This is a genomic window from Exiguobacterium sp. QJM3NY_9, from assembly GCF_056173545.1.
Map to the genome: position 1 here is coordinate 857,937 of NZ_CM149679.1, position 26,552 is coordinate 884,488.

Sequence of the window (26,552 nt, forward strand, 5' to 3'; positions counted from 1 at the left end):
AAAGAGGAATGGAACGATGAATAAACCTGGCCTGTTTGCCACATTAGGAGCATATGTCATTTGGGGATTACTTCCGATTTATTGGAAGCTGTTAGCTAGCGTCTCAAGCGAGGCAATACTCGCCAATCGGATTGTCTGGTCGTTTTTGTTTTTATTACTGTTATTGTATTTCCAAAAAGCATTACCTAAATTGACGACGGCGTTTAAAAATCAACGGACGCGAAGATTGTTTTTCTTGAACGGAATCATCATTAGTATGAATTGGTTTATCTACATCTGGGCAGTCAACCATAATTTCATCGTCGAAGCCTCGCTTGGCTACTACATCAATCCGCTCGTCAGCATCGTGTTCGGGGTGTTCTTCTTTAAAGAGAAACTGTCACGGATTGAATGGATTGCAATTTTGCTCGCGACGATAGGTGTCTTGATTTTAACAATCGGTTATGGCGAGTTCCCTTGGATTTCGCTTGCGCTCGCATTTAGTTTCGGCTTTTATGGTGTCGTCAAGAAACAACGTCCGCTCGAAGCGACGGTCAGCCTGACACTCGAAACGCTCGCACCGCTACCGCTCGCACTCCTTTTTATCAGTTATCTTGGTGTACAAGGAACGTCGACCTTCTCGCACACACCGTTCGTCACGGCAGGATTATTGTTGACAGGTGTAATCACGGCCGTACCGTTACTTTTATTCGGTTTTGGTGCCCAACGGATCCCATATACAGTCGTCGGTTTTCTACAGTTTGTTGCTCCGACGCTATCACTTGCCATCGGTGTTCTCTTGTATGATGAACCCTTTACACGTACACACTTGGTCGCGTTTACATTTATTTGGTCGGCTGCGCTCGTCTTTACGTTAAACAGTTTATTGATTCGAAAAAAACAACTGCGGAAAGTAGCGTAAAAAGATAGAAGTCTGACCTCTTGCGTGATAGAATAGAAAAAGAGTATAAGGGATATCCTTAAGGAGGAAAACTAATCATGAACTTAGCAGCTATGATCGACCACACGGCACTCAAGCCGGAAACATCACGCGCCCAAATCGAAACACTTTGTAAGGAAGCACTCGAGTACAAATTTGCTAGCGTCTGTGTCAACCCGACGTATGTCGCACTTGCAGCAGAACTTTTAAAGTCTGACGACGACGTTAAAGTTTGTACAGTAATCGGTTTCCCACTTGGTGCGAACACACCAGAAGTCAAAGCTTTCGAAACGAAAGATGCGATCAAAAACGGTGCAACTGAAATCGACATGGTTCTTAACATCGGCGCACTAAAAGACGGTGACGTGGAACTCGTAGAACGTGATATCCGTGCAGTAGTCGAAGCGGCGAATGGTACGCTCGTTAAAGTCATTTTTGAAAACTGCCTCTTAACAAAAGAAGAAATCAAAACAGCTGCTGAACTTTCAGTCAAAGCTGGAGCGAACTTCGTTAAAACATCAACTGGTTTCTCAACTGGTGGTGCAACGGTTGAAGACATTCGCCTCATGCGTGAAACAGTGGGACCTGACATCGGTGTGAAAGCTTCAGGTGGCGTTCGTGACTTAGAAGGCGCTAAAGCGATGATCGATGCTGGTGCATCACGTATCGGTGCATCTGCTGGTATCGCCATCGTAACAGGCGGTTCTTCAGACAGCGATTATTAATTCGCAATAAATACATCATCAGACACGTCTTTCCTATGTTAGGAGGGGCGTGTTTTTTGTTGTCAGGAAAATTCTGAATTTAATCTAGCTATTAAGAAGTCAGACATCACTTCCGATAATCAGATGTAGAACGTTGGAAGGAAGTGTAGAGATGTTGAAACACTGGAAACTAGCAATGCTTGCGACGACGATCAGTTTAGCAGGTTGTGGAAGTATCATCGACGATCCAGATCAAGCAGTGAAGGAACGTCAAAAAATGGCGGTTGTCTTATCAGATGTCGGTCTTGGTGATCAATCGTTTAGTGATGCCGCGATGAGTGGGATGGCCTTACTACGTGAAAAAGAAGATTGGTTCATTGATTATCGTGAACTAGGGGAAACGAAAACATATAAAGTGGCGTTTGATACGTTGGCAAAAGAGAAGCCGACCGTCGTCGTCGGATTAGGTTTTATGGGACAAGCGGAATTAGAAGAAGTCGCGAAACGTTATCCATTGCAACAATTTGCGTTGATTGATGCCGTATCAGAACTACCAAATGTTTTATCGGTTACATTTAAAGAAGATGAAGGCAGTTATCTTGCAGGAGCTGCTGCTGCGCTTCAATCGGAAAATGAGACGATTGGGTTTGTTGGAGGAATGAAGTCGCCTTTAATCGAGAAGTTTGAAAAAGGATACACGGCAGGAGCAAAAGCCGTCAATCCGGATATCAAAGTTTTAGTCGATTATGCAGAAGACTTTGCAGCACCCGAAAAAGGACGGACGATTGCGAACGATCAAATGAAACAACAAGCAGATGTGTTATTTGCCGCAGCTGGTTTGACGGGCAGTGGTGTCCTCGAAGCAGCGCAAGCAAAAGGCAATAAAGCGATTGGTGTCGATAGTGATCAGACGGCAATTGCGCCTGACGCCGTCATGACCTCGATGTTAAAACAAGTCGATCTCGCGATCACGACGATTGGCGATACGGTAAAAGAAAAAGGGTTACAGTCGGGTCAAATTGTGCTCGGTGTCAAAGAAGGTGCGATTCAACTAGCCCCGATTCGAAATGTAACGTTTTCAGAGAAAGATTTAAAGCAACTTGAGCAACTGAAACAAGATGTATTAGAAGGGAAGGTTGACGTACAATGACGTTACGGACACGCTTTTTAATTTCGACACTCGTGACGATCATCAGTGTCGTTGCCTTGATGGGATGGACGTTGGTTGAACTCCGGCAAATTCAATCGTACAACGAAGATTATGGAAAACAGCTTGTCGAAATCTCGGAACTTGAAACAAAACTACTGTACGAACAAGCAGCATGGAACCGTCTTGCAACTCAACCGTCTGACAGTCAAGTCGAGCAAGTACTCGCTTTAAGTCAAAAGAACGAGAAGGCGCTACAGTTGCTTGAAAAAACGTATTTAATTGATGCATTTAAAACGGAAATGGACCGGGCGGAAGCAAAATATACTGCGTTATCAGCTGAACGAAATGATTTGGTCGAGGGGCGTAACCCGATTGAAATCCGATCATATGCTGCCCGAATCGAGGGTGTACTAAGTGATTTGTATACACTACATACAAAAAACGGTGAGTTTTATGATGTACTGCAACAAGAAGCGAAGGACCAGACCGTCAATTTGACACGGACTGTGTTAATCGCAACGTTTGTTTTATTGATTGCGTTAGCACTATATAATTGGTATTTCGCACGGAGCATTACGCGTCCAATCAGCCGTGTCGTTAAAACAGCGGAGCAAATTTCGGCTGGTGATTTATCGGAGCAACTGGAGACGTCAGGACGAGCAGATGAAATCGGTCGTCTCGAGTCAGCGATTGCGCAAATGCAACAAACGTTACATGGTGTGATTGGGACGATTAGTCATACTTCGAATACAATCAGTCAAATGAGTGAACAGGCAACGTCTGAAAATGCGAACATCGTCGAAGTGTCTGGTAACATGACGCATGCGATCAATGAGATGGCGAGCGGAACACAGACAGTATCGGATGATTTACAGACGACGGTCAGTACGATTACAGACATGAGCTCCTCATTCGACCAAAGTGAACGTCGGGCTCAGCTTGCATTAAGCCAAGGTCAAGTCGCAGACACGACGATGGGGCAGAGTGCTTCGGTCATGGAAGAACAAACAGCCTCACTCGCTGCGTCGACGGTTCAAAACCGCGAACTTGGACGTCAGCTAGAAGGTTTCCTTGAACAGACACAACAAATCGAAAAAATGGCAGAACTTGTTTCAGGTGTCTCGGCGCAGACAAACCTCTTATCCTTGAATGCAGCGATTGAAGCGGCAAGAGCCGGAGAAGCAGGACGTGGCTTTGCCGTCGTCGCAAGCGAAGTGAAAAAACTTGCGGACGAGACGCACAAAGCGACACGATCAATCTTCTCACTCGTACGTTCGATTCGCCAAGATGGTGCTGTCTTGCAAGAAGCATTGTTGCGTTCTGAAAAAGAACAAGAGAATCAGGTCGCAAACTTTGCTCAAGTCAAATCGGCATTCGAAGAGACGCGGAAAAATGTAGCCGATGTCACTGAAACGCTCAATTACGTGACATCACAGCTTGTCCGCTCGAAAGAACAAGCGAATGATGTCGTCAATCAGGTCAGTTCGGTTAGTGGCGTAATGGAAGAGTTAGCGGCAGGGAATCAAGAGGTCGCAGCTTCGATGCGTGATCAACAAGCTTCGTTCGAGCAAATTCATCAATTGATGTTAGAGCTCGAGACGACAACAACATCACTTGATCAACAAACAAATCAATTTAAAATTTAATGACCTCTCATGTTCTCAATATAAAAAATAAGCCCCGACACATCAATCGACGTGTTGGGGCTTATTCATTTTAAAAGAAACTTTCTGGGTTTAGTTCGTTTGTCCGTCCGTTCGCATTATATTGGTAGCCACCTTCATGAATCTCGAAGTGAAGATGGGGACCGGTTGAATTCCCTGTACTACCGAGTTTTCCGATTTGTTGGCCTTGCTTGACTTGTTGTCCTTGTTTAACTGTCAAGGCATTCATATGCGCATAAACAGTCGTATATGTCTTACCACCGATGTTGTGTGCGATATAGACATGATTACCATACGGACCACCGGAGCTTGCTTGAATGACAGTTCCAGCAGCTGATGCGACGATTGCAGAATTGACCGGTCCAGCGAAATCGGTCCCGTTATGATAAGCATAGCCATTATTTCCGCTCGCGGCACCCATACCTTGTGAAATGGAACCGTTCGCAGGTTTGATGAATTTTCCGGTTGCATTTGAGATAACTTTCGTACTTGCTTTACTGATTGAAGCAGGTTGCGCCGATTGCGCGGCTGCTTGTTTTTTAGCTGCGAGAGCAGCGGCTTTGGCTGCCGCTTCTTGTGCCTTAAGTTGAGCAGCGGCCTCTTTTAGACTTAAGATGTTTGATTCGATTGAACGCTTTTGTTTCTTCAAGCGTTTTAATAAGGCTGTTCGTTTGTCCTTTTCAGCATTCAACTCGTGTTGCTTCTTTTTTAGAACTTTCCGGTCATGGATGAGTGCGGTACGTGTATCTTCAAGTTCTTGTTTTGCTTCTGCCAACTCTTGTTTACTCGTTTCGTAATCTTTTAATAATGAAGCATCACTTTCGGCAATCGTATTGAATGCGTTGAAGCGACTGATCATATCACCAATGTCTTCTGCACCGAAGACAGCTTCGAGCAATGGATCTTTATCAGATTTAGCTTGTCGAACTGCCAGCCGATCGCCGAGCATTTTTTCTTGTTTTTTGATTTTCTTCTGTAAAGCTGTAATCTTTTGTTTAAGTTTCGTTAACTGACGTTCGTTTTGATCAATCTTTTGTTCATTTTCGACGACTTGAAGCGTCAATCCATTGATTTGTTGGTCAATCGCGTAAACTTTCTCTTGGGCTTTCGATAATTGTTGATTGTTTTCGTCGAGTGCTTCTTTTTGTTTTGATTGTTTTTGTTCGTTTTGTTGTTGTTTGTCTTTATATGAAGTCGCAGCACCTACGGATGTAACGAATGGTGTTGTGAGAAGTGTGAGTGTCATCAGGGAAATTCCCATTGAGTGCATGAAAGATTTTTTCATAAGTGAATCGATCAGTCCTTCCTTGTTGTTGAGTGATACTTGTACTACTCTAACAACAATTTTTACGGAGGGACGTTACAGTTTATTTAAAATAATAAGGAAAATAATGATAGAAAGGATGTACTTTTTATGAAAATAATTGATAAGTATCGTAAAGAAGACAATGAAAAGACTGGTATAAAGCGGTAAAAAAGGAATGGTAGACGAGATAGAAAGATAAAATTCAATAAAAGACCATTGATATGTTTTTGTAATATTTTATATTCATTATTAAAAAGTGGTTTGATATATGAATGATTCGGTTATTTAAATTAGTTTTGGACTAAATGGTCAGACACAAAAAAAGGAATTACTTTTTTAAGCGCTTTGCTCGGCAAGACAAGATACGTTGGGACTTTTTCCTGAAGGAGTCATGTGAAACAAGAGGGGAGAATGCAATAACTCCCACCCTTGTAGTCGCATGGTTTTCAATCAGTCGATCGGTACTCATTCTTCATAAATCATTTTTCGCGTCATCCCACCATCAAGGACAAGTGTCTCTCCCGTCAAGAAATCATTTTCGGGGTTCGTTAAGAACAGGGCGGCACGAGCGACATCTTCTGGCTTACCGACGCGTCCAGACGGGTGTTGCGAATGATCCTCCGGGGAAAGTTCATGATAATTCCCGGTCTCAATCCACCCTGGTGCGATCGCATTGACGAGAACGCCTTTGGGACCTAACGAAACGGCAAGAGCATGTGTCAAAGCGACGATTCCACCTTTTGTTGCGGCATACGATTCTGTATCAGGCTCCGACATATAGGCACGAGTCGAAGCCAAGTTAACGATTCGACCACCGTGTTTTAGATGTGGTGCAGCTGCCTTTGTTGTCAAAAAGATACTGCGTAAGTTCGTATGGTTGACGCGGTCCCATTCTTCGAGCGTGAGTTCAAGAAGGGGTTTTCGAATGATGATGCCGGCGTTATTGATGATGATGTCGATTTTACCTGTATGTTCTAATGCTTTTTCAATGAGTAAGTTGACATCATGTTCGTCTTGAACATCCAACCGGTAAAAGTAAGCCGTTCCACCAGCTTCTTCGATTTCTTGAGCAATGACTTCACCCGTCATTTGATCAATATCTGCTAAAATGACGACGGCACCTTCATTTGCATATGTTTTAGCAAGCGTTGCACCAATCCCGTTTGCAGCACCAGTAATAATGACCGTTTGATTGACTAAATCCATGTCTTTCACTCCTCTTCTTTGCAACTTTCCTTCTAAATGGAATAGCCTGAATCGGATTGATTAAAACCTAACGTTTCAAGTACGGTTGAGGATTATCAATCAAGTGTAGAGGGAATAGTATTAACGTTAAAGACATTAAATCGTCGAATGGGGGATTTACGGATGGATTTATCGAATGAGAAATTAAAACAACAACAAGATCAATATGCGGAAGAAGCAAAGGACTATATCGATCGTCCGAAAAAAACAAAATCGATTTTAAAACGAGCGAACAATTCAATTCAAAAAAATTCAAGTCTGTCACTTGTCTTTTCGCCGGTTCGCTTATTCATTGATATGGTACGTTCGTATCAATCAGGAGAATACCGAAATATCCGCCGGACAACAATTCTAAAAGTAATCGGTGCGTTGATTTATCTGGTTTCACCAATCGACTTGATTCCAGATTTTATTCTTGGTTTTGGGTTCGCAGATGATGTCGCGATTATTCTGTTCGTCACGAAAACGATTTTTGAAGAGTTGACGCGATATAGTGATTGGCAGGATGAGCAACAAAAAGCACGAACGCAACCTATCCAAAGTGAAGATGCCTACTGAAACATAGACAGATTGTTGAGCCTGACACTGATTGATTCAGTGTCAGGCTTTTATAATGGAAAAAAGTTGTTTTCTGTACGCTACTCGTAAAGTTCGTTACACTAAGAAGAGGAAACGAACGGAGAAGAGGAGGTATGTGATGGCCTGGCATGCATGGATGGAGTCCTATGGTTATCTAGGGATTATGGTGACATTAATGTTTCCGTTTTTACCAAGTGAAGTTCCGCTCGCCTATGCGGGTTACTTGGTGCATACGGCACAATCAAATATTGTCTTGATGTTACTTGTCGCCGTCTTCAGTTTCGTCGTCAGCCAGAACATCTTCTTTACGATCGGTCAACTCGGAAGTGAGCGGCTACTTGGACGCGTTTTTAAATTGTTTCGGATTTCTGAAACGAGAATGGTTCAATTTCAACAGCAAATGGAGACGCGCGGACGATTTATTTTACTCCTGTCACCGATGTGGCGAATGGGTTTTGCGGTTGGAGCAGGTCTGACAGGTGTGTCTCGTTTGACGTTCACAATCGCAACGACGGTGTCCTTTTTTGTGTGGTCCTCGTTTTTCATCTGGGGTGGAAAAAAGCTCGGGCATGGTATGAATGGACGACATCATGATTTTCACCAGTATACTCCGTGGATTGTCGGGCTATTGCTTCTTCTCGGGGTTTACCTATATGTTAGAAAAAAGAGAATGCTAAAAAAATAGAGGAGTGTTTTCATGGCAGTTATTTTATTTGATATTGATGGGACATTGATCGACTCGACAAATCAGATGACAGAGGCGATTCATCTTGCGATGGCAGACATGCCGCATCTTGAAAAGCCATCAAAAGACCGCGTTCGGGCAAGTTACGGACTGGCGGGAAGTGCGTTTTGGGAAAAGGCGATTCCGGATGCGTCAGAAGAAGACATTCGGTTGATTCGCCAAAAGCGTCATCATCATTTAGAACAGACAATGAAGGATCAAGAGGTGTTGTTTGAAGGAGTCCGGGATTTACTCCGCACCTTGACGGAACAAGGACATATTGTCTCGACGGCAAGCAATTGCGGGGTCCACTACATGAATCTTGTCCTCGACAGTCAAGCCATCCGACCGTTTTTCACGAGTCCGAAATGTTTAGGTTCAGTGAACGGAAAACAAAAAGCTGATATTTTAGCGGCACATCGAGCAGAGTTTGGAGACGTCGAGTACTTGATGGTCGGTGACCGGTCGTCTGATATCGAAGCAGCACGAATTGCAGACATGCCGGTTGCGATTTGCCGGTTCGGTTTCGGGACGATGGATGAATGGGAACTCGCAGACCACCAGCTTGAACAACCGTTAGATGTCTTAAAGTTTGTTTAAAGTATGATAATTAAAAGAAGCGGATTGCCGGTACCGGCAATCCGCTTCTTTTAATTATTCAAAATCGAGTCGGTAGTCTTCATGGTTCGTCCAGGGGCGGAAGCGACGGAATAACTGATGGAAGGATAAGCAGAGGACAATCGGGAGTAAAATGAATAATCCGAAGACGAGCAGTCCATTTGCCCATGTCCATCCACCTGCCATCAAATGCAAAGCATTGATTGGACCGATCAACCCGGACATACCGAAGCCGGCGCTAAACGGTGTTCCTTGAATCCCTAAAATCCCGGCTAACCCGCCGAGAACAGCGGCACTACACATGACGGGAACGATCATGATGGGATTTCGAATGAAGTTTGCCATCTGAATTTTCGGTGATCCTAAAAAATGCGCAATCGACGTTCCGCGAGAATTTGCCTTCCAGCCTGCGATTGCAAGACCGAATCCAGCTGCACAGACACCGAGGTTCGCAGCGCCTGCTGCAATGCCGGAGAGGCTGATGGCTGTCGCAATCCCGACGGTCGATAGGGGAGAGACAATCAAAACAGAAAACGTGACCGCTAACAGGACGCCCATCAAGATTGGTTGCAGAACAGTGAACTGAGTGATCATTTGACCGATCGCCGCAGTGATTTTAGTGACGAACGGATATGTAAGGACGCCGATCCCACCTGCACCGACAATGATCAACGTCGGCATGACGAGAACAGTGTAGGTTTTAAAACGATTTCCAATCCATAAGACAAGTGCGGTTGCGATGGCAGCTGTTACACCTGCGTTGATGACATCACCCGTACCGACGAATAAAAAACCGGCTGTTTCCGTCCGTGTTGCGACACCTGAACCGACGACGGTCGCTAGACCAATCGAGGCGGTTTCGATCGGAGTCGTCTTGAATTGCATGGCGACGGCAACACCGATGACCATCGGTAGCAAGCGCATCGCAATCGTAGTCGAGTCGATGATGTGTTGAGCGGGCGCGAAGTAAGGTAATAATGCTTTGGCGAGTTCGCCGAGCAGAGCACCTGGGATTAATGCAACTAAAATTCCGATACTGAGTCCGTTCAGTACATGGATACCGAACTGACGATTGATTCGTGTTGTAGAAGATTCGATGGGAATACACTCCTTATGTAATGCTTTTGTGCATAACAGCATAAAAGCTATGAATTGTTTTTTATCTTACGCGATAGGAAAGAACACGTCAAGAAGAAATAGGAATTTTCTGTGAATTGATGAGTGCATTCTGTTCGCACTCCGTGAAAAGGACTGATAGAGTAAAAGAGTAAAAGATATTAGAGAGGATGAATGAAATGGCAGAACAACAAATCGTTTTAGCAGAAAGACCTGAAGGACGTCCGACACGTGAAACGTTTCGGTATGAATCAATCGAACTAAACGCACCAGACGCGGGACAAGTCTTACTCGAGACACTCTACATTTCAGTTGATCCATACATGCGCGGGCGGATGAATGATGCACGTTCATACTCGCAACCATTTGAACTGGACGCACCGGTTCAGGGAGGTGTCGTCGCGAAAGTCATCGAGTCACGTAGTGATGCTCTCAAAGAAGGGGATATCGTCGTCGGAATGCTCGACTGGGCAACGAAACTTGTTGTCGATGCAAAAACTGTTCGGAAAATTGATGCGTCGCTCGCACCTGTATCGACAGCGCTTGGCGTACTCGGTATGACAGGGATGACTGCTTACTTCGGTTTACTTGACATTGGTAACCCGCAGCCAGGTGAAACGGTTGTCGTGTCGGCTGCGGCCGGGGCTGTCGGATCAATCGTCGGTCAAATCGCCAAAATCAAAGGTGCTCGTGTCGTTGGAATCGCGGGAAGCGATGAAAAGACGACCTACCTAAAAGAGCAACTTGGTTTTGATGAAGTCATTAACTACAAAACGGAAAACGTCGGCGAAGCACTTGACCGCACGTGTCCGAGTGGAGTGGACGTCTACTTTGAAAATGTCGGAGGCGAGATTGGGGACGCGGTCATCGACCGTTTGAATCCGTTTGCTCGCATTCCGGTCTGCGGCGCGATTTCTGGATACAATGAAAAAGAGAACATCGGACCTCGTGTACAATCAAAATTGATTGCTTCACGGGCGCGGATGCAAGGCTTCTTAGTCGGGGATTATGGAAAACGTTTCAAGGAAGCGGCAGAACAGTTAGGGAAATGGGTCAGTGCCGGTGAATTGAAATATGAAGAAACGATTTTTGAAGGGTTCGAAAATGTTCCGGATGCATTCCTGGGTCTGTTCGATGGTTCGAACACAGGAAAGTTACTCGTGAAACTGTAAAGTGTAGACTTCGTATGTAAAAACGTACTATCTAAAAAGCGTCGGACGATTCGTAATTGAATCGTCCGACGCTTTTTTTTTAGGTACGACGTGTAACGTCGGTCATGATTTTTTTTGATCGTCTTTCAATTCTTCCAAATCTGGATCGGGGTGTTGTGTCTCAGCAGGCTTGATGCCGGGGTCTGATGTTTCAGCCGGTTCAGGATCTGGATGAAGACCGACGTCTGCCTGTTCATTTGGTAAATTCTCTTTTTTTTCATTCATGGTAGAATTCATTCCTTTCTCTTTTTCGAATCTTCTTAAGATTTACCCGTCTATCTGATTCTGAAACTAACGAAGTGCGCATCATATTTTATTGCCTATTTGTTTAAAAGTAAGTCACGAACAAACTACAGTCCATGCGAATCAGTCATCTTCTCAACTGGAATGTAAGGAAATACTGGAAAACATTCATCAACTCTTTACAAAAACCTTGCAAGGGATTTAAGTGCCCTTTGAACTGCTCTCGTAGACTGAAAAGAGATCAAGCAGGAAGGGTGTTTTGAACGTGAATGGACAACAGTGGAAAAGAAAAGTAACGCAACAGCTAAGTTGGGTCCGTGCTGAACAACAGCGATTGAAGACGGAACCAGCAGCGAGTTCGACTGCGTTCGAGACATTACAACAGTTAGGATCGTTGGGAACGGCTAAGACGATTCGTCCGTCAAACAAGCCGGTTGAAACAAAAACGAAGCGCTATCAAGAAGAGAGTAATCAACAATTACTCGATACGATCGACTACCAATCGATTCCGCTTCGGAGTCAGTCACGTTACTATGAGCCGCGACCGCTTGAAGTAGCTGTCGTCTGTTCCGAGTTCATGCATGCCTATTATCAAGATGCGTTCCATCTCCATTATGTGAATGCAGACACGTTTGAGGATGTCTTTAGTCGTAAAATCGATCTCTTTTTAGTCATCACGTCATGGAAAGGCTTGCAAGGGGATGACTGGAAAGGGGTCGCGACACCGAAATCGAAAAAAAGAACATTACTCCTCCAGATGATGCGAGAGGTGAAACAACAAGGGATTCCGGTCGTCTTCCAGTCGACGGAAGACCCGAGTAACTTCGATCGTTTCAGTGAGCTGGCAAAACAAGCCGATTATGTGCTGACGTCAGACGAAGCGATGCTTCCGGAATATCAAGTGCTTTGTGGTCATGACCGGATTGAAGCGGTCTCGTTCGGTGTGAATCCGCTGATCCATAATCCGCTTGGCGCAACCCGAAGCCGGAAAAATCATGTCTTGTTCGCCGGGAGCTGGATGGCGAAGTATCCAGAACGTGTCAAGGATACGGAAGTGCTGTTCGATGGGGTGATGAGCTCATCGCATCAGCTCGATATCGTCGACCGCAACTATCACCTCGGCTTACCGGACTATCATTTCCCGGACCGGTACGTCAAACGGGTTGCCCCTGCGATTCCGTATGATGCGCTTCAGCAGGTGAGCAAATGTTACGACTGGGTGTTGAATCTCAATAGCATCAAATACAGTAAAACGATGTGTGCGCGCCGGATTTTTGAATCGCAGGCACTTGGGAATCTAATCATTTCGAATTATAGTATCGCCGTCAACAATCTGTTTCCAAACGTATTTACAGTTCACGATCAACAGGAAATCAAAGCAATCGTCGAACGGACATCTGAAGAAGACATTGAGCGATTGCGTGCTGAAGGAATTCGTTCCGTCATGTCGAGTCACACGGTGTTTGACCGGGTCGATCAATTGGCGCGGATGCTGAAACTCAATCAACCGCAACCGGCGCGTCGCCTGCTCGTCGTCTTACGCAATCCGACACCGGCACTTGAACAGCAGATTGCCAATCAATCGATTGAAGCCGATGCTATTTGTCACCTGTCCGAGTTGACGGAAACGGAATATGGACAAGCCGATCTTGTTGCCCTGCTCGACGGCGGCGAATCGTACGGGGAATATTACCTCGAAGATTTACGCAACGGCTTTAAGTTTGCCGATGCCGATATCGTCCGAAAATCGCTCAGCGGACAAGCCGCGTATGAAGTCTTTGAGACATCAGGCGCAGATACCGGAGCGATGGTCTGGCGGGAGCATGTCCCGTTTGAACAGTTTGTCAGCGGAACGTTATCCGGACGGACGCTCATGCTGGATCGCTTCGAATGGAATGAACAGTATCAAACGGAGCCGCTCCTTGCGCCGGTCTTGACAGTTGTCGTGCCGATTTACAACAACGGCCCTCATTTGATGTATAAGTGTTTTGCGAGTTTAAAGCGGATGGATCGATTTGAGGAGACTGAAATCGTTCTCGTCGACGACGGGTCGACGGACCGTCAGACGGTTCAAGCCGTCGAACGGATTGGACGGCGACACGGGAACGTGACGACTTACTTCTTTGAAACAGGCGGGAGCGGAAGTGCATCACGTCCTCGTAACAAAGGCGTCGAACTGGCGCGTGCCGACCGAGTGGCCTTTTTGGATCCGGACAATGAAGTGCTCAGTGACCGTTATGCGGAGTTGTTGAATGAACTTGACAATGACCGGGAGCTGGATTTTGCCGTCGGTCATATGAAGAAGCTGGCCGAGAAGACGAGTATCATCGCCTTGCCGACGATTCGGAAAAAGGGACGAACCGTTTGTGAAGACCCCCGTGCCTATCTGCTTGAACATCGTTTTGCAGTGCAAAGCATTCAAGCGTTGGTCGTCAAGCGCGACTTCCTCATCAAACATCAGCTGGAACAGGTCGTCGGAGCCGTCGGTCAAGACTCGTTATTTTTCCAAGAAATGATGTTACGGGCGGAGCGTGTTCTGCTTGTGAACCGCGTCGTGCATTATTATTACGCGGCAGTCGCCGGGTCGACGGTCAACTCGTTGACGGTCCGCTTCTTCGAACGTAGTGTCCTCCGTGAACGGGCACGAGCAGAAAAGTTTGCAAAATATGGTGTGCTCGACCAATACAAGACGAAACGTTTTGAGCATTTCTTCGAACACTGGTATTTGGTCAAGCTGCGCCAATGCAGCGATAAGGACTTTGGACCAAGTGTTGCCTTATTACGGACGATTGTCGGGTTTTATGAACCGATTCAACTAACGGCACCGTTAGTCCGGCAGTTCGTCGAATTAGCGGATGCGGGTAAGACGGATGCGATTCAAGAATTGTTATTAGAGGAGGTCACGGCATGACGGGCACAGCAGGAATGAAACGACCAAAGGATCAAGTTCGTGCCGCCTATTATGACCAGTTAGGGATCGCGTTCGGAAAAAAGGTCCGGGCGCGCATCCACTGGATAATACGTGAGGCGAAGGGAGAAGACATCCTTGATGTCGGGTGCTCAGGGGGACTCGTCCCGATTTTACTCGGACGCGAAGGGAAACATGTCACAGGAATCGACGTCTCTCCGGAAGCAATCGCTGAAGCAACGTCTGCATTAAAAGAAGAAGCGGCATCTGTCCAGTCCGTCGTCATGTTCAGTGAAGCGAACATCATGTCTTTTTCAGCAAACCGGCAATTCGATACGGTTTTGATGACAGAAGTACTCGAGCACATCGGTGAACCGGAACGGGTGATTCAGCAGGCATATACACTCGTCAAACCAGGTGGACGTCTTGTCGTGACCGTTCCGTTCGGCGTTAATGATTATGCCGATCATAAGCGGACTTATTATTTGAAACGACTTGTCGAACAAGTAACACCTTATGGCACGATTGAAAAAATCGAACGGTTGGATAAGTGGCTTGGCGTGACGCTTGTCGTTCAGGAAGATGTACAACCGGTCCGGATGTTGTCTGCAGAAGAAGTCGACTGGCTCGAAGATTCGTTTGAGACTGTCGAGCGGATGCACCTAGCGGAAGTCATCCGTCTAAAACAAGTCAACAAGCGGCTGGAACAAAAAGTGCAACACGTAGCGGAAATTGAATTGCGGATGGTGGAACAATCGAATGAACAGATGAAACTGGAACACCAAGTAAGCGAGATGAATCAACAGCTGGAACAACTTGCGCACCAATATACGTTAGTGCTCAAACGTTACGAGGAGGCACTCGTTTCGAACATGGAAGTGCTGGAGGCGAATGAAGCATGGAAATCAAAATACCGGTCACTCGCAAATTCAAAATTAGGAAAAGTCATCGTCCGTTACTGGAAGCTCAGACGAAAACTATCACGAAGACAGGCAAGGCGTCGATGAACGTGTTGATGATTTGTCAAAACTTCTATCCGGAAATCGGAAGTGCTGCGAATCGGATGAAAAATATTTTTAAACGGATGGAACAACGGGGCAGTGACGTCCATGTCTTGACGTCAGAGCCGCTTTATCCGACGGCGGAACTCTATACGGATGCGATGTTTTGGGACGAACCGACGCTTGACGCCGCGCACATCACACGGATTCAACCACGCGATGTCCGGGCGACGACTAATTTGTGGAAACGACTCCACCTCTTCATCGAACAGTTTTTCTTAGCGGTCAAAGAAGTGCGGCAAGATCCAAAACAGTACGAATATATCTATGCGACAACACCTTCGATTTTTATGGGACTGGTCGGTGTCGTCGCGAAACATGTCAAACAGGCACCGCTAATTTTAGATGTCCGTGATTTATGGCCGGAATCACTCGTCGGTGTCGGCATCACGAAATCACGCCTGTTATTGAGACCATTGTACTGGCTTGAAAAATGGATGTATCATCAAGCGGATCAAATCGTCATCAACAGCGAAGGGTTTCGGTCCTATATCGAACAGAAGGGGATTGACGCATCGCGTATTCACTACATTCCGAATTCGATTGAAGAAAATGAGTGGTTGATTAAACGGCGTCATGTCTCGGAACAAGTCCGCGTTGTCTACACGGGAAACATCGGACTGGCACAAGATGTCTTTTTATTACTTGATGTGGCGGAACGGTTGATGGTCGACAGAAACATTGAATTCCATGTCGTTGGTTACGGATACCATAAGGAAAAATTCGAGAAGTTGATTGCAGAGCGGAAACTGACGAACATCCACTTCATGAACGCGATGCCGCGTTGGGACGCATTGAAACAGCTCGCTAAAAGTGACATCGCCTTTGCGACGCTCGTCGAGAGCACGGCATTCGACACGGTCACACCAGGGAAAATCATCGATTATATGGCGATGGGATGTGCCATCGTCGGCGCTGTTTCCGGACATGCCGCAAAAGTGATTGAAGCATCGGGTGCTGGTGTCGTATCGCGTGACCGCAGCCGGGACGAGATCGTCCGGCAGATTCGTCATCTCGCAAACAATCCGGAAGAACGGGCATTGATGGGACGCTCTGGCGTCTCCTACGTCCAAACACATTTTGACTGGGAACAAAATGAAGAGCGACTGTTTGAAGCGATTCGTCAAACTTGTCAACAGACAGTGGAGGTGAAGGGATGAAACGTGTCGGAATGTTTGTTTGGAACACTTTTACGAACGATGCCCGTGTGTTAAGGGAATGTACCGCCCTTGCTGATGCTGCGTATCAGGTCGACTTGTATTGTTTAAATGACGGAACGTTACCGAAAATCGAACAGCATCCAGCAGGTTTCCGGATTCTTCGGATTGATCGCACACCACCACTCGCCGGTGTGCTGTCGCGTTTTCGGAAGCGGTCACCAATGACGCTAGTCGCGGCTATCGGAGTGTTGGTACTGATGCCGTGGTTGATTCCCGTCTTGCTCGTGCTCTATCTGTTACAAAAAAGCCGCTTTTTACGATATGCGCTCTATAACAGCTTTGGCATCATCCGGATGACGCGTGCCGCAAGACAGCGTCAATACGATGTCATGCACGCCAATGATTTAAATACGTTACCGCAAGCGATTTTAGCAAAACGTCAGGCAAAAGTCGTCTATGATTCACACGAAGTGCAAACCGACCGGACAGGATACGGGAAGGGACAAGGCATCCTTGAGCGTATCCTGTTGCGTTTCGTTAATTGGACGATGGTCGAAAATGATACAAGAGCGGATTATCACCAGCAACTGTACGGAAGCCGGCCGACGGTTCTTCATAATTATCCGTTTTATCAGGAAACGATCCCTGCGGCACGTTCACTGCACACAGAACTAGGTCTCGACCGTGCGGAACCGATTTTGCTTTATCAAGGCGGGATTCAAGAAGGGCGCGGACTGGAACGATTGATTGAGGCGATGCCATCCGTGACGAACGGAACTTTATTATTTGTTGGCGATGGTAAAATCAAAACACATTTGCAACGCTTAGCCGCGGAATCTTCAGCGCGTGACCGGATTTATTTCATCGATAAAGTACCACTTGATCAGTTGCCGAGTTATACAGCGGCAGCGACGATTGGGTTCCAAGTCCTGCAAAACGTCTGCTTTAACCATTATTCAGCCTCATCGAATAAATTATTCGAATATATGGCAGCACTTGTCCCGGTCGTCGCGGCAGACTTACCAGAAATTCGCCGGGTCGTCGAAACGGAACAGGTCGGTTTGATTGTCGATGTCGAGTCGCCGGAATCGATTGCGCAAGCCGTCAATCGCTTGATAGCGAATGATTCGTTACGTAATCAGATGAAAAGCCGAGCGGAAGAGGCGAGAAGACGGTACAACTGGGACGAGGAAAAACAACATCTCTTAGCGGTATATGCGGCTGTTTCAGCGGGAACATCACCTGAAGTCAGTTGAAGTTACAGCAAATACCAAGTGAAACCACACAAATGGAGAGCGTTTGATGTGGATATGGTCGGTATCATACAAGGTTCGTCAACGTGTTCGTCGATTCTTTACAACCTTTACGTAAAGTACAGAAAATACGGCGAATGTAAGGTCTGTGAAGAATGGTTTAAGAGATGGTTAGAACCATTGGAAACACTAGGAATTGTCGGTATGGTCTAGTTACAGCCACGTCATGTTCGATGCAAGGTTTGACGTGAACTACACACTAGATGGAGGAATGACAAAATGAAACTTTGTACAATCGGACTTGGATATATTGGATTACCTTCTTCTGCGATGTTCGCAGATCACGGCACAGAAGTAGTCGGTGTCGATATCGACCCGCGAATCGTTCAAATGTTGAATGCAGGAGATATCCATATTGAAGAACCAGGCTTAGAAGACGTCATCAAACGAGTTGTCGCGAACGGTACGTTCCGTGCGACATTAACGCCGGAACAAGCTGATGTCTTTCTGGTTGCCGTTCCGACGCCGAACCTTGACGATACGTACAAATCATGTGACTTGAAATATGTCATTTCAGCAGTACGCAATTTGCTGCCACACTTAGAAAAAGGGAACGTCGTCATCGTCGAATCAACAATCGCACCACGGACGATGGATGACCATGTACGACCATTGATTGAAGAAGCGGGCTTTAAGATTGGCGAAGACGTGTTCGTCGTCCATTGTCCGGAACGGGTTTTACCGGGACAAATTCTTCATGAATTGATTCATAACAACCGGATTGTTGGGGGACTGACGGAAGCGTGTGCCGAGGCCGGGGCCGCTGTCTACCGGACTTTCGTCCAGGGGGAAATCGTCCAGACGGATGCGAAGACGGCAGAGATGTCAAAGTTGATGGAAAATACATTCCGTGACGTCAACATCGCACTTGCGAACGAATTAACACAAGTGTGTCACCAACTTAAAATTAACGTCCTCGATGTCATTGAGATGGCAAACATGCACCCACGCGTTAACTTGCATCATCCGGGACCGGGTGTCGGAGGACATTGTCTTGCCGTCGATCCGTACTTCATCGTCGCGAAGGCGCCGTCGCTTGCACGAATCATCCATACGGCGCGTGATACGAATGTCAAAATGCCCCGTTTCGTTGCGGATCAAGCAGAACGCCTCGTCGCCAACCGTGTCCGTCCGAAAATTGCTGTCTTCGGTGTCACGTATAAAGGAAACGTTGATGATATGCGGGAAAGTCCGGCAGTCGAAGTCATCGAACAATTACTAGATCGTGGACTCGATGTCGCAGTCTGTGACCCGCACGTCGAACGCTCGATTTCGTCACGCTTCACATTAGTCGACGAGATTGAAGCAATCCAAGGAGCCGATCTTGCCCTTGTCCTCGTCGATCACGATGAATTCAAGGCATTTGATTCACGTCGTCTGAAAAACCAAATGCGGACACCAGTCTTATTCGATACGAAAGGCGTCGTCGGAGAGCTTGAAGACATCATGGTCCTTAACTTCGGTAACTTGCATACACATAACACGATGAAAGTAGACGCTGAAGCGATATGAAGAGCGTCCGTACTGTTCTCAATGAGTTGAAAGATCATCTTTACCTGATCGTACGTCTTTCACTCTATGAGACAAAAAGCCAATACAGCATGCAATACCTCGGCTGGTTTTGGGAAATCATGACGCCGTTGTTGCAAATCGGTGTCTACTGGGTTGTCTTTGGTTTTGGCATTCGAGGTGGACACCCGGTTGACGGGATTCCGTTTGTCTTATGGTTAGTCAGTGGATTGATTGCCTGGTTCTTTATCGGAAGTACGATTCCAAGCGGGTCCCGTTCCATCTATGGACGGGTCGCGCTCGTCTCGAAGATGCATTTCCCGTTAAGTACGATTCCGGCCTATGTCATTTTGGCACAGTTTTACCGACACATTGCGATGGTCCTCCTGACAATCATTCTTGGAGCTGCCTTTAGTTATTTTCCGGGATGGCATACGTTCGAACTGTTGTACATCATACCGGCAGGAATCATTTTCTTATATGCGGTCTCGCTCCTGTTGTCGGCGCTCGCGACGATGGTCCGGGATGTCCAAAACATGGTCACATCAGGCATGCGGATGTTGATGTATTTGACGCCGATCATGTGGGTCCCACCCGATCATTCCATCTTTAAGACGTTGTTGATGATCAATCCACTCGTCTATTTGATCGAAGGGTATCGTTCAGCGTTAATCGGAACGGGCTATTTGATGGAGCATCTTTGGTACGGCTGTTATTTTTGGAGCATTACCGCAGTGATTTTAATGACAGGTGCAACCGTCCATATCCGATTCCGTCGTTATTTCATTGATTATGTGTAGGAGGAACGAAGATGAGTCATGTCGTGTTTGAAAATGTCTCGAAGCGATACGTCTTGTATTCGCGTCCGATCGATAAGTTAAAAGAGGTTTTATTTGGCAAGATGAGCGGAAAGCCGTTCTATGCCTTAAAGAATGTATCGTTTTCAGTCGAACAAGGTGAAATCGTTGGTGTCGTCGGCATCAACGGAAGCGGGAAATCGACGTTGTCACATCTCCTTGCGAACGTCACGCCTCCGACGTACGGGCAGGTGACGTTGCGTGGTAAGTCCGCTTTGATCGCCATCTCGAGCGGATTGAACAATCAGTTGACGGGGCGCGACAATATCGAGCTCAAGGGTTTGATGATGGGACTGAACAAAACACAAATCCGAATGATCACTCCAGACATTTTAGAGTTCGCCGACATCGGGGAATTCATCGACCAGCCCGTCAAAACGTATTCGAGCGGGATGCGGGCCCGCTTAGGATTTGCGATTTCCATCAACATCAATCCAGATATCTTGATTATCGACGAAGCCTTATCGGTCGGCGATCAGACGTTTACGGAAAAATGTTTGGATAAGATGCGTGAATTTCGTGATCAAGGGAAGACGATTTTCTTCATCAGTCATTCGCTCAGTCAGGTCAAAAGTTTTTGTTCAAAAGTCTTATGGCTCGAATACGGCGAAGTCCGGATGTTCGGACCAACCAATGAGACGATGGCGGAGTACAACAAGTATCTTTACTGGCATAAACAGTTATCGAAAAAGCAAGTTGCCCATTACGTGGCAAAAAAACGGACAGGACGAAGTGATGAAATCGAACGGTCCGTCCGTGGCGAGACGATTGAATTGTCATCATGAATAAGGGATAGGGGATGGAACGGATGAAAAAAGTCATGCTTGTATTTGGAACGAGACCGGAAGCGATTAAAATGGCGCCCGTCGTCAAAGCACTTGAGGCGCGCGAAGGTGTCGAGCCGATCGTCGTCGTTACGGCGCAACATCGTGAGATGCTTGATCAAGTCTTGGAGTTGTTCCAGATTGTTCCCGATCACGATTTAGATTTGATGCGTCCACGGCAAACACTCGAAGAAATGACGGCACGGATTTTGAATGCGATGCGTCGTGTCCTCGAAAAGGAGCAACCCGATCTCGTGTTAGTCCATGGGGATACGACAACGACGTTCGCTGCTTCGCTCGCTGCTTTTTACCAACAAATTCCGGTCGGACATGTCGAGGCGGGATTACGGACCTACCAAAAATATGCACCATTCCCGGAAGAGATGAATCGTCAATTGACGGGAGTACTGGCTGATTTTCATTTTGCGCCGACAGATCAAGCAGCGGAAAATCTCCGACGCGAGCATAAACAGACACCGATCATCGTGACGGGAAACACCGTCATCGATGCGCTCAAGACAACCGTCTCGTCCGACTATACGCACCCAGTCTTAACGGACTTAGAGGCGAGCGGACGCAAGTTAATTTTACTGACCGTCCACCGGCGCGAAAATCACCTCCAGTTGGCACAAATCTTCGATGCCATCGAACGGTTGGCAGAGACGCATGTGGATATTGAAATCGTCTACCCCGTCCATCCGAACCCGATCGTGCTCGAAGCGGCGGAACAATTGAAACACCATCCGCGGATTCACTTGATTGATCCACTCGATGTGTTTGACTTTCATAACTTAGCGGCCCGGGCAACGTTTATTTTGACAGACTCCGGTGGCATCCAAGAAGAGGCGCCATCGCTCGGTGTACCGGTACTTGTCTTACGCGAGACGACAGAACGTCCGGAAGGTGTTGCAGCCGGGACATTGAAACTTGTCGGGACAGATCCGGAACGTATTTTTGAGATGAGTCACCGTTTGTTGACGGATGAAGAAATGTATCGGGGGATGGCACAGGCCGCCAATCCTTACGGTGACGGTCATGCGGCGGAACGTATCGTTGACGCGATCATGAGCGAGGTCCCGGTATGAGAACAGCACGTAAGTTTCATTTAGCAAGTTATCATTTTTTTCCGCAGGGAAGTCAAGAAAAGATTCTGTTAGAAGACGAAGCGGTTGGTGTGTTGTTCGATTTCCAGGCGGCGACGGATGCGGATAAATTGTATATCCAATTGTTTGATCAAGGTTTCCAGTATCCGCCGTCAAAGCTCTATCGCCAAGATGCCGCTTTCGGACAGGCGGAAATCATTCATGTGACGTGTCGTTTTGAAACCGATGTTCCTTGTCAAATCCAACTCTTTAAGATGCAATACGGAAATAAAAAACGCATGGGGTCGGAGTCGGAGTTCGTCATGCTCGACGGGGCAACCGATCTTCAGATTCAACTGGAGCGGATCAAAGGGGCACAGTATTTTAAAATTGCCTTTAAATTTCTCGTAGCAGGTGACGTCCGGATCCAACTGACCGAGTTGAAGATCGCTGAACGTATTCAACTGAAACAGGAGGATCCTCACTATGCTGTTTAGTTCGACGATTTTCTTATTTGTCTTCTTACCGGTTGTTCTGCTTGTCTATCATCTAATGCCACGATTTTTTCGTAACGGCTGGCTCCTTGTAGCGAGCCTTTTCTTTTACGCTTGGGGAGAACCGAAGTTCGTTTTACTGATGCTCGCGAGTATCCTGATCAACTACTTGTTTGCCCTGATGGTCGATACGTACCGGCACCGTGTCGGCATCAAACCTGTCATGGCGAGTATGGTCATCACGAACCTCGCTTTACTCGGGTGGTTCAAGTACAGTGGCTTTTTCATGGCGTCTTTGAATCAAACGTTTCAGGTGGAACTGTTTGTTCCGGAAGTCGTGTTACCAATCGGGATTTCCTTCTTTACGTTTCAGGCGATGAGTTATGTCATCGATGTCTACCGGGAAGCGGGGAAAGTCCAAAAAAACCCGCTTGATTTAGCTTTGTATATCGCGTTATTTCCGCAATTGATTGCCGGGCCAATCGTCCGCTACGAGACGGTCGCAAATGAAATCAACGATCGGCAAGAGACCTTACCTGATTTCGCACTTGGTGTCCGCCGCTTTATTATCGGGTTGTCGAAAAAATTGATTTTAGCGAACGGCTGCGGGCAAGTGGCAGATGCCGTCTTCAAGATGAATGATTTGTCGATGGGTCTGGCATGGATCGGCATCATCGCCTATGCGCTACAAATTTACTTTGATTTTTCAGGATATAACGACATGGCGATTGGACTCGGACTGATGTTCGGATTTCATTTTTTGGAAAACTTCAACTATCCCTACATCGCGAAGTCCGTCTCGGAGTTTTGGCGACGTTGGCATATCTCACTCGGCTCATGGTTCCGTGATTACGTCTATATCCCGCTTGGCGGCAATCGTGTCTCACCGCTCAAACAGTATCGAAATCTTGCAGTCGTCTGGATGCTGACGGGCCTTTGGCATGGTGCAAGTTGGACGTTCGTTGCTTGGGGTGCTTACTACGGGATATGGATCATGCTCGAGAAGGCCTTTCTCGGGAAAATTTTACGTCGTGTTCCCGTCATTTCGACGATTTGGACACTCGTTCTTGTGTTAGTCGGCTGGGTCTTTTTCCGTGCAACGACATTTCCGGACGCACTCGAGTACTTGCGTGCGATGTTTATCCCGACAGAAGTGTGGGATGAACGTGCAAGTTACCAGCTCGTCCAAAATGGCGTCATCTTATTGCTTGCCGCGTTTGCTGCGACACCGCTACCAAAAATACTGGGTCAGTGGATCGTCGAACGGCTCGGGAAAGTCGGACAGACGATTCAGTATGGCTATGCGATGTTGTTACTGTTTCTTGCGACATCTGCCCTCGTCGCGAGTACCTTCAATCCGTTCATTTATTTCCGTTTTTAAGTAAGGAGGAATCAGCATGGCACATGCGCCACTCAGACCAGACAAGGACCAGCGGCCACGAAAGAAGTACTCGTTCGAACGACTGATGATGGCGGCGACGGCAGTCAGTTTCATGGTCATCCTGACGATGGTTGGTCTTGGGACGGTCTTGAAACAGGACCGTGTCATGTCACAACTTGAAAATCGTTCGCTCGCAAAATTGACGCCACCAACGACAGCAACAGTCGTCAGTGGGGCATACATGGGAGAACTCGAAAAGTATTTTACCGATCAATTGTTGCTTCGGGGAACACTCGTCGAAACACAAACCCGCTTGTCAAAAAACGTCTTACGCCAACCGTTTCGAAATGACATTTATACGGCCCCGAATGACTACATGATTGAGTCGAGTCAGGCACAGGTGACACCGATTCCGGACGGTTTTAAGAAATTTGTCAAAGTCGTTGATCGACCTGTCTACATGGCACTTGCTCCTTCAAAGACGGTCGTCGCTGAGAAGAACGGGATTTTACCCGACTATGTCGCGTCGAACGCGACAGTCCGGTACAAAAAGATGGTAGAAGGGTTTGATCAGGCAGGGATGACGAACATTTCGCTCGACCAGTTGAAGCTGTCCGATTACTTTAAAACGGATCATCACTGGAACATTGACGGGGCGTATTTTGCCTATCAGCAAATCGTTCGTCAGTTGCAAGCGGACAAGGTATCGATTAAAGAAGTACCCATCGCGTCAAACGCCCGGAAAGTATCCGGGCACGAGTACTATGGGTCACTTGCCCGGAAAACGACCCTCGCCTATGCGACGACCGGCGATACACTTGCCTATTACGATGGAAGCCAGTTCGACGGGATTGATGTGTGCTACGACAACACGTGCCAGCAACCGGTCATCGATGAAAGCTATATCAAGGAAGCAGGTGATTATGCCGACCGGTATGAAGTCTTTTTACGGGGCAACCATGGCATCATGTCGATGCAGTCGGACGTAAAGGGACCAAAACTGCTTGTCCTGAAGGATTCCTTTGCGAATCCTGTCCTGCCGTTTCTCGCCCGAAGTGCGAATCTCGAAGTCGTTGATATCCGGTATGTCAATGCAACATTTGATGTGTCAGAATTCGCAAAACAACAACAAGTCGACGGTGTACTCTTCTTGCATAACTCGAATATCACCGGTCTGATGAAGACGTATCAACAGAAACTGTGAGGAGGTTAATGATGGAATCACGGATGAAGAAAAAGCGACCGAATCCGTTCTTGCGAGTCGCGAGTGTGCTTTTGTTACTAGTCGTCTTGATTGCGAGTGCGACGACCGGATACGCATTTTTAAAGCTCCAACGAACAGCTGATGCATTGATTACTCCACTAAAAGGTGAGCAAAAATTACCACTTGAAGTCATGCAACCTGTCCATGTGTTGTTGATTGGTGTCGATGAACGGAAAAATGATCCAGGGCGGGCCGATGCAATCATGTTGTTATCGTTTAATCCGAAAACGAAACAAGCGAGTTCACTTTCGATTCCGCGCGATATGCAAGTCACGTTAGCAGATGGACAGACGACAAAAATCAATCATACGTATGCCTATGGCGGTGTCGAAGAGACGCTTCAGACGGTCGAAAAAACGTTTGACGTCGAGATTCCGTATTACGCTAAAATCAACATGGATGGACTGATTGAACTCGTTGACGCCGTTGATGGTGTGACGGTTGATAATCCGTCTGCCTTTAGTTGGAACGACCGTCGGCTCCAAAAAGAGTACAAGAAAGGACAGATTGAACTGGACGGTCTCGAAGCGAGCGGTTACGCCCGGATGCGGAAACAGGATCCGCTCGGGGATATGGGACGGCAAATCCGGCAACGGCAAGTTCTTGAGTCTGTCGGAATGAAGCTGGCAGGTCCGAACATTTTAACGAAGCTCGAACAACTCAGTCAGGTCTTAGAGGATAATTTCAGTACGAACATTACGTTTTCTGAAGCGACCCAACTGGCACAAGAGAATCAAACCGGTTTCAAACACTTACAATCCTTGAAAATCGACGGCGAAGGGTATATCGCAAGTGACGGCATTTGGTATTTCTTCGCCTCGGATGCGTCGATGCGGGAAACGAAACAAGCACTCGAAGCATTGATGAAGGGATAACATAGACTGTGGAGTTGTCGTTTTCTTCATTTTGTAGACAAAGTGGCGAGAATTAAAAGCGTCTTCCATCTTGAATCGCTTCCAAAGCGAAAAGCAACTTTACGCGACCCTGCAGCGAAGCGAAGCGGCGCGTAAGGTTGCCGCTTTGAAGACGAGTCGAGACAGGGAAATGTGACAGAACAGCCTACCCATGCAGGCTTTTTAAGTTTCATAAGCATTTGATCGATATAGGATTGATTTTGGACTGACTTATGAGTCAGCCCTTTTTTGTTCTGGTCCGAAAGGCTTATTTTCTTTAGTTAACTAAAATATACTTTGACAGTATGGGAATTCGTGTGGAAAATG

General features: G+C 46.8%; 24 protein-coding genes. 20 read left to right on the forward strand and 4 right to left on the reverse strand.

Going from position 1 to position 26,552, the window contains the following annotated elements; genetic code table 11:
- Positions 1-16: 16 nt before the first annotated feature.
- The 4 genes from rarD to AC0VYQ_RS04275 all read left to right on the forward strand — a co-directional run bounded on the left by rarD (position 17) and on the right by AC0VYQ_RS04275 (position 4,419).
- On the forward strand, positions 17-901 hold the full coding sequence (rarD, locus tag AC0VYQ_RS04260; RefSeq protein ID WP_088836531.1) for an EamA family transporter RarD: 885 nt from the start codon (positions 17-19) through the stop codon (positions 899-901).
- Positions 902-978: 77 nt separating this feature from the next.
- Positions 979-1,644 carry a deoxyribose-phosphate aldolase gene (gene deoC, locus AC0VYQ_RS04265; protein WP_475404308.1) on the forward strand — a complete coding sequence of 222 codons (666 nt, stop codon included), beginning with the start codon at positions 979-981 and terminating at the stop codon, positions 1,642-1,644.
- Between the two features lie 151 nt (positions 1,645-1,795).
- The gene (locus AC0VYQ_RS04270; RefSeq protein ID WP_088836533.1) at positions 1,796-2,773 is read left to right on the forward strand and encodes a BMP family lipoprotein; all 978 of its coding nucleotides are present in this window, start codon (positions 1,796-1,798) and stop codon (positions 2,771-2,773) included.
- The gene (locus AC0VYQ_RS04275; RefSeq protein WP_475404309.1) at positions 2,770-4,419 is read left to right on the forward strand and encodes a methyl-accepting chemotaxis protein; all 1,650 of its coding nucleotides are present in this window, start codon (positions 2,770-2,772) and stop codon (positions 4,417-4,419) included. The genes AC0VYQ_RS04270 and AC0VYQ_RS04275 overlap by 4 nt, the downstream gene beginning before the upstream one ends.
- A gap of 70 nt (positions 4,420-4,489) precedes the next feature.
- Here AC0VYQ_RS04275 and AC0VYQ_RS04280 read toward each other — a convergent pair whose 3' ends face one another.
- Both AC0VYQ_RS04280 and AC0VYQ_RS04285 read right to left on the reverse strand, forming a co-directional pair.
- A complete protein-coding gene (locus AC0VYQ_RS04280; protein WP_239456840.1) occupies positions 4,490-5,683 on the reverse strand; it encodes a murein hydrolase activator EnvC family protein in 1,194 nt (397 codons plus the stop codon).
- A 525-nt stretch (positions 5,684-6,208) separates the two neighbouring features.
- Positions 6,209-6,949, reverse strand: coding sequence for an SDR family NAD(P)-dependent oxidoreductase (locus AC0VYQ_RS04285; RefSeq protein WP_088836536.1), 741 nt, complete (start codon positions 6,947-6,949; stop codon positions 6,209-6,211).
- A gap of 162 nt (positions 6,950-7,111) precedes the next feature.
- Between AC0VYQ_RS04285 and AC0VYQ_RS04290 the strand changes: the two genes are divergently transcribed.
- The 3 genes from AC0VYQ_RS04290 (at position 7,112) to AC0VYQ_RS04300 (ending at position 8,891) form a co-directional block, all read left to right on the forward strand.
- Positions 7,112-7,546, forward strand: coding sequence for a YkvA family protein (locus AC0VYQ_RS04290; protein ID WP_088836537.1), 435 nt, complete (start codon positions 7,112-7,114; stop codon positions 7,544-7,546).
- A gap of 139 nt (positions 7,547-7,685) precedes the next feature.
- A complete protein-coding gene (locus AC0VYQ_RS04295) occupies positions 7,686-8,252 on the forward strand; it encodes a DedA family protein (RefSeq protein WP_475404310.1) in 567 nt (188 codons plus the stop codon).
- Positions 8,253-8,264: 12 nt separating this feature from the next.
- The gene (locus tag AC0VYQ_RS04300; protein WP_214765444.1) at positions 8,265-8,891 is read left to right on the forward strand and encodes an HAD family hydrolase; all 627 of its coding nucleotides are present in this window, start codon (positions 8,265-8,267) and stop codon (positions 8,889-8,891) included.
- A gap of 54 nt (positions 8,892-8,945) precedes the next feature.
- Here the strand turns inward: AC0VYQ_RS04300 and AC0VYQ_RS04305 are convergent, their stop codons facing one another.
- The gene (locus AC0VYQ_RS04305; protein WP_251137153.1) at positions 8,946-10,049 is read right to left on the reverse strand and encodes a PTS sugar transporter subunit IIC; all 1,104 of its coding nucleotides are present in this window, start codon (positions 10,047-10,049) and stop codon (positions 8,946-8,948) included.
- A 155-nt stretch (positions 10,050-10,204) separates the two neighbouring features.
- Here AC0VYQ_RS04305 and AC0VYQ_RS04310 point away from each other — a divergent pair, with 155 nt between their 5' ends.
- Positions 10,205-11,197 (forward strand): NADP-dependent oxidoreductase, encoded by a 993-nt coding sequence (locus AC0VYQ_RS04310; protein ID WP_214892973.1) that lies wholly within the window; start codon positions 10,205-10,207, stop codon positions 11,195-11,197.
- A gap of 102 nt (positions 11,198-11,299) precedes the next feature.
- Here the strand turns inward: AC0VYQ_RS04310 and AC0VYQ_RS04315 are convergent, their stop codons facing one another.
- Complete coding sequence (locus tag AC0VYQ_RS04315) at positions 11,300-11,461, reverse strand: hypothetical protein (protein WP_167331095.1); 162 nt, start codon at positions 11,459-11,461, stop codon at positions 11,300-11,302.
- A 283-nt stretch (positions 11,462-11,744) separates the two neighbouring features.
- Here AC0VYQ_RS04315 and AC0VYQ_RS04320 point away from each other — a divergent pair, with 283 nt between their 5' ends.
- The 12 genes from AC0VYQ_RS04320 (at position 11,745) to AC0VYQ_RS04375 (ending at position 26,207) form a co-directional block, all read left to right on the forward strand.
- Positions 11,745-14,390: a glycosyltransferase gene (locus tag AC0VYQ_RS04320; RefSeq protein ID WP_475404311.1), complete on the forward strand. Its 2,646-nt coding sequence runs from the start codon at positions 11,745-11,747 to the stop codon at positions 14,388-14,390.
- On the forward strand, positions 14,387-15,394 hold the full coding sequence (locus AC0VYQ_RS04325; protein WP_475404312.1) for a class I SAM-dependent methyltransferase: 1,008 nt from the start codon (positions 14,387-14,389) through the stop codon (positions 15,392-15,394). Before AC0VYQ_RS04320 ends, AC0VYQ_RS04325 begins: the two co-directional genes overlap by 4 nt.
- 8 nt (positions 15,395-15,402) lie before the next feature.
- Positions 15,403-16,608 (forward strand): glycosyltransferase family 4 protein, encoded by a 1,206-nt coding sequence (locus tag AC0VYQ_RS04330; protein WP_475404735.1) that lies wholly within the window; start codon positions 15,403-15,405, stop codon positions 16,606-16,608.
- Positions 16,605-17,864 carry a glycosyltransferase gene (locus AC0VYQ_RS04335; protein ID WP_475404313.1) on the forward strand — a complete coding sequence of 420 codons (1,260 nt, stop codon included), beginning with the start codon at positions 16,605-16,607 and terminating at the stop codon, positions 17,862-17,864. Before AC0VYQ_RS04330 ends, AC0VYQ_RS04335 begins: the two co-directional genes overlap by 4 nt.
- A 276-nt stretch (positions 17,865-18,140) precedes the next feature.
- The gene (locus AC0VYQ_RS04340) at positions 18,141-19,433 is read left to right on the forward strand and encodes a nucleotide sugar dehydrogenase (RefSeq protein ID WP_475404314.1); all 1,293 of its coding nucleotides are present in this window, start codon (positions 18,141-18,143) and stop codon (positions 19,431-19,433) included.
- Positions 19,430-20,230, forward strand: coding sequence for an ABC transporter permease (locus AC0VYQ_RS04345; protein ID WP_088836545.1), 801 nt, complete (start codon positions 19,430-19,432; stop codon positions 20,228-20,230). The genes AC0VYQ_RS04340 and AC0VYQ_RS04345 overlap by 4 nt, the downstream gene beginning before the upstream one ends.
- Before the next feature lie 11 nt (positions 20,231-20,241).
- The gene (locus AC0VYQ_RS04350; RefSeq protein WP_029332924.1) at positions 20,242-21,072 is read left to right on the forward strand and encodes an ABC transporter ATP-binding protein; all 831 of its coding nucleotides are present in this window, start codon (positions 20,242-20,244) and stop codon (positions 21,070-21,072) included.
- A gap of 23 nt (positions 21,073-21,095) precedes the next feature.
- The gene (gene wecB / locus AC0VYQ_RS04355; RefSeq protein WP_475404315.1) at positions 21,096-22,196 is read left to right on the forward strand and encodes a non-hydrolyzing UDP-N-acetylglucosamine 2-epimerase; all 1,101 of its coding nucleotides are present in this window, start codon (positions 21,096-21,098) and stop codon (positions 22,194-22,196) included.
- On the forward strand, positions 22,193-22,690 hold the full coding sequence (locus tag AC0VYQ_RS04360) for a hypothetical protein (protein ID WP_214892991.1): 498 nt from the start codon (positions 22,193-22,195) through the stop codon (positions 22,688-22,690). Before wecB ends, AC0VYQ_RS04360 begins: the two co-directional genes overlap by 4 nt.
- A complete protein-coding gene (locus AC0VYQ_RS04365; protein ID WP_475404316.1) occupies positions 22,680-24,068 on the forward strand; it encodes an MBOAT family O-acyltransferase in 1,389 nt (462 codons plus the stop codon). The genes AC0VYQ_RS04360 and AC0VYQ_RS04365 overlap by 11 nt, the downstream gene beginning before the upstream one ends.
- A 16-nt stretch (positions 24,069-24,084) precedes the next feature.
- Positions 24,085-25,272 (forward strand): DHHW family protein, encoded by a 1,188-nt coding sequence (locus tag AC0VYQ_RS04370; RefSeq protein WP_475404317.1) that lies wholly within the window; start codon positions 24,085-24,087, stop codon positions 25,270-25,272.
- Between the two features lie 11 nt (positions 25,273-25,283).
- A complete protein-coding gene (locus AC0VYQ_RS04375; protein WP_475404318.1) occupies positions 25,284-26,207 on the forward strand; it encodes an LCP family protein in 924 nt (307 codons plus the stop codon).
- Positions 26,208-26,552 lie beyond the last annotated feature (345 nt).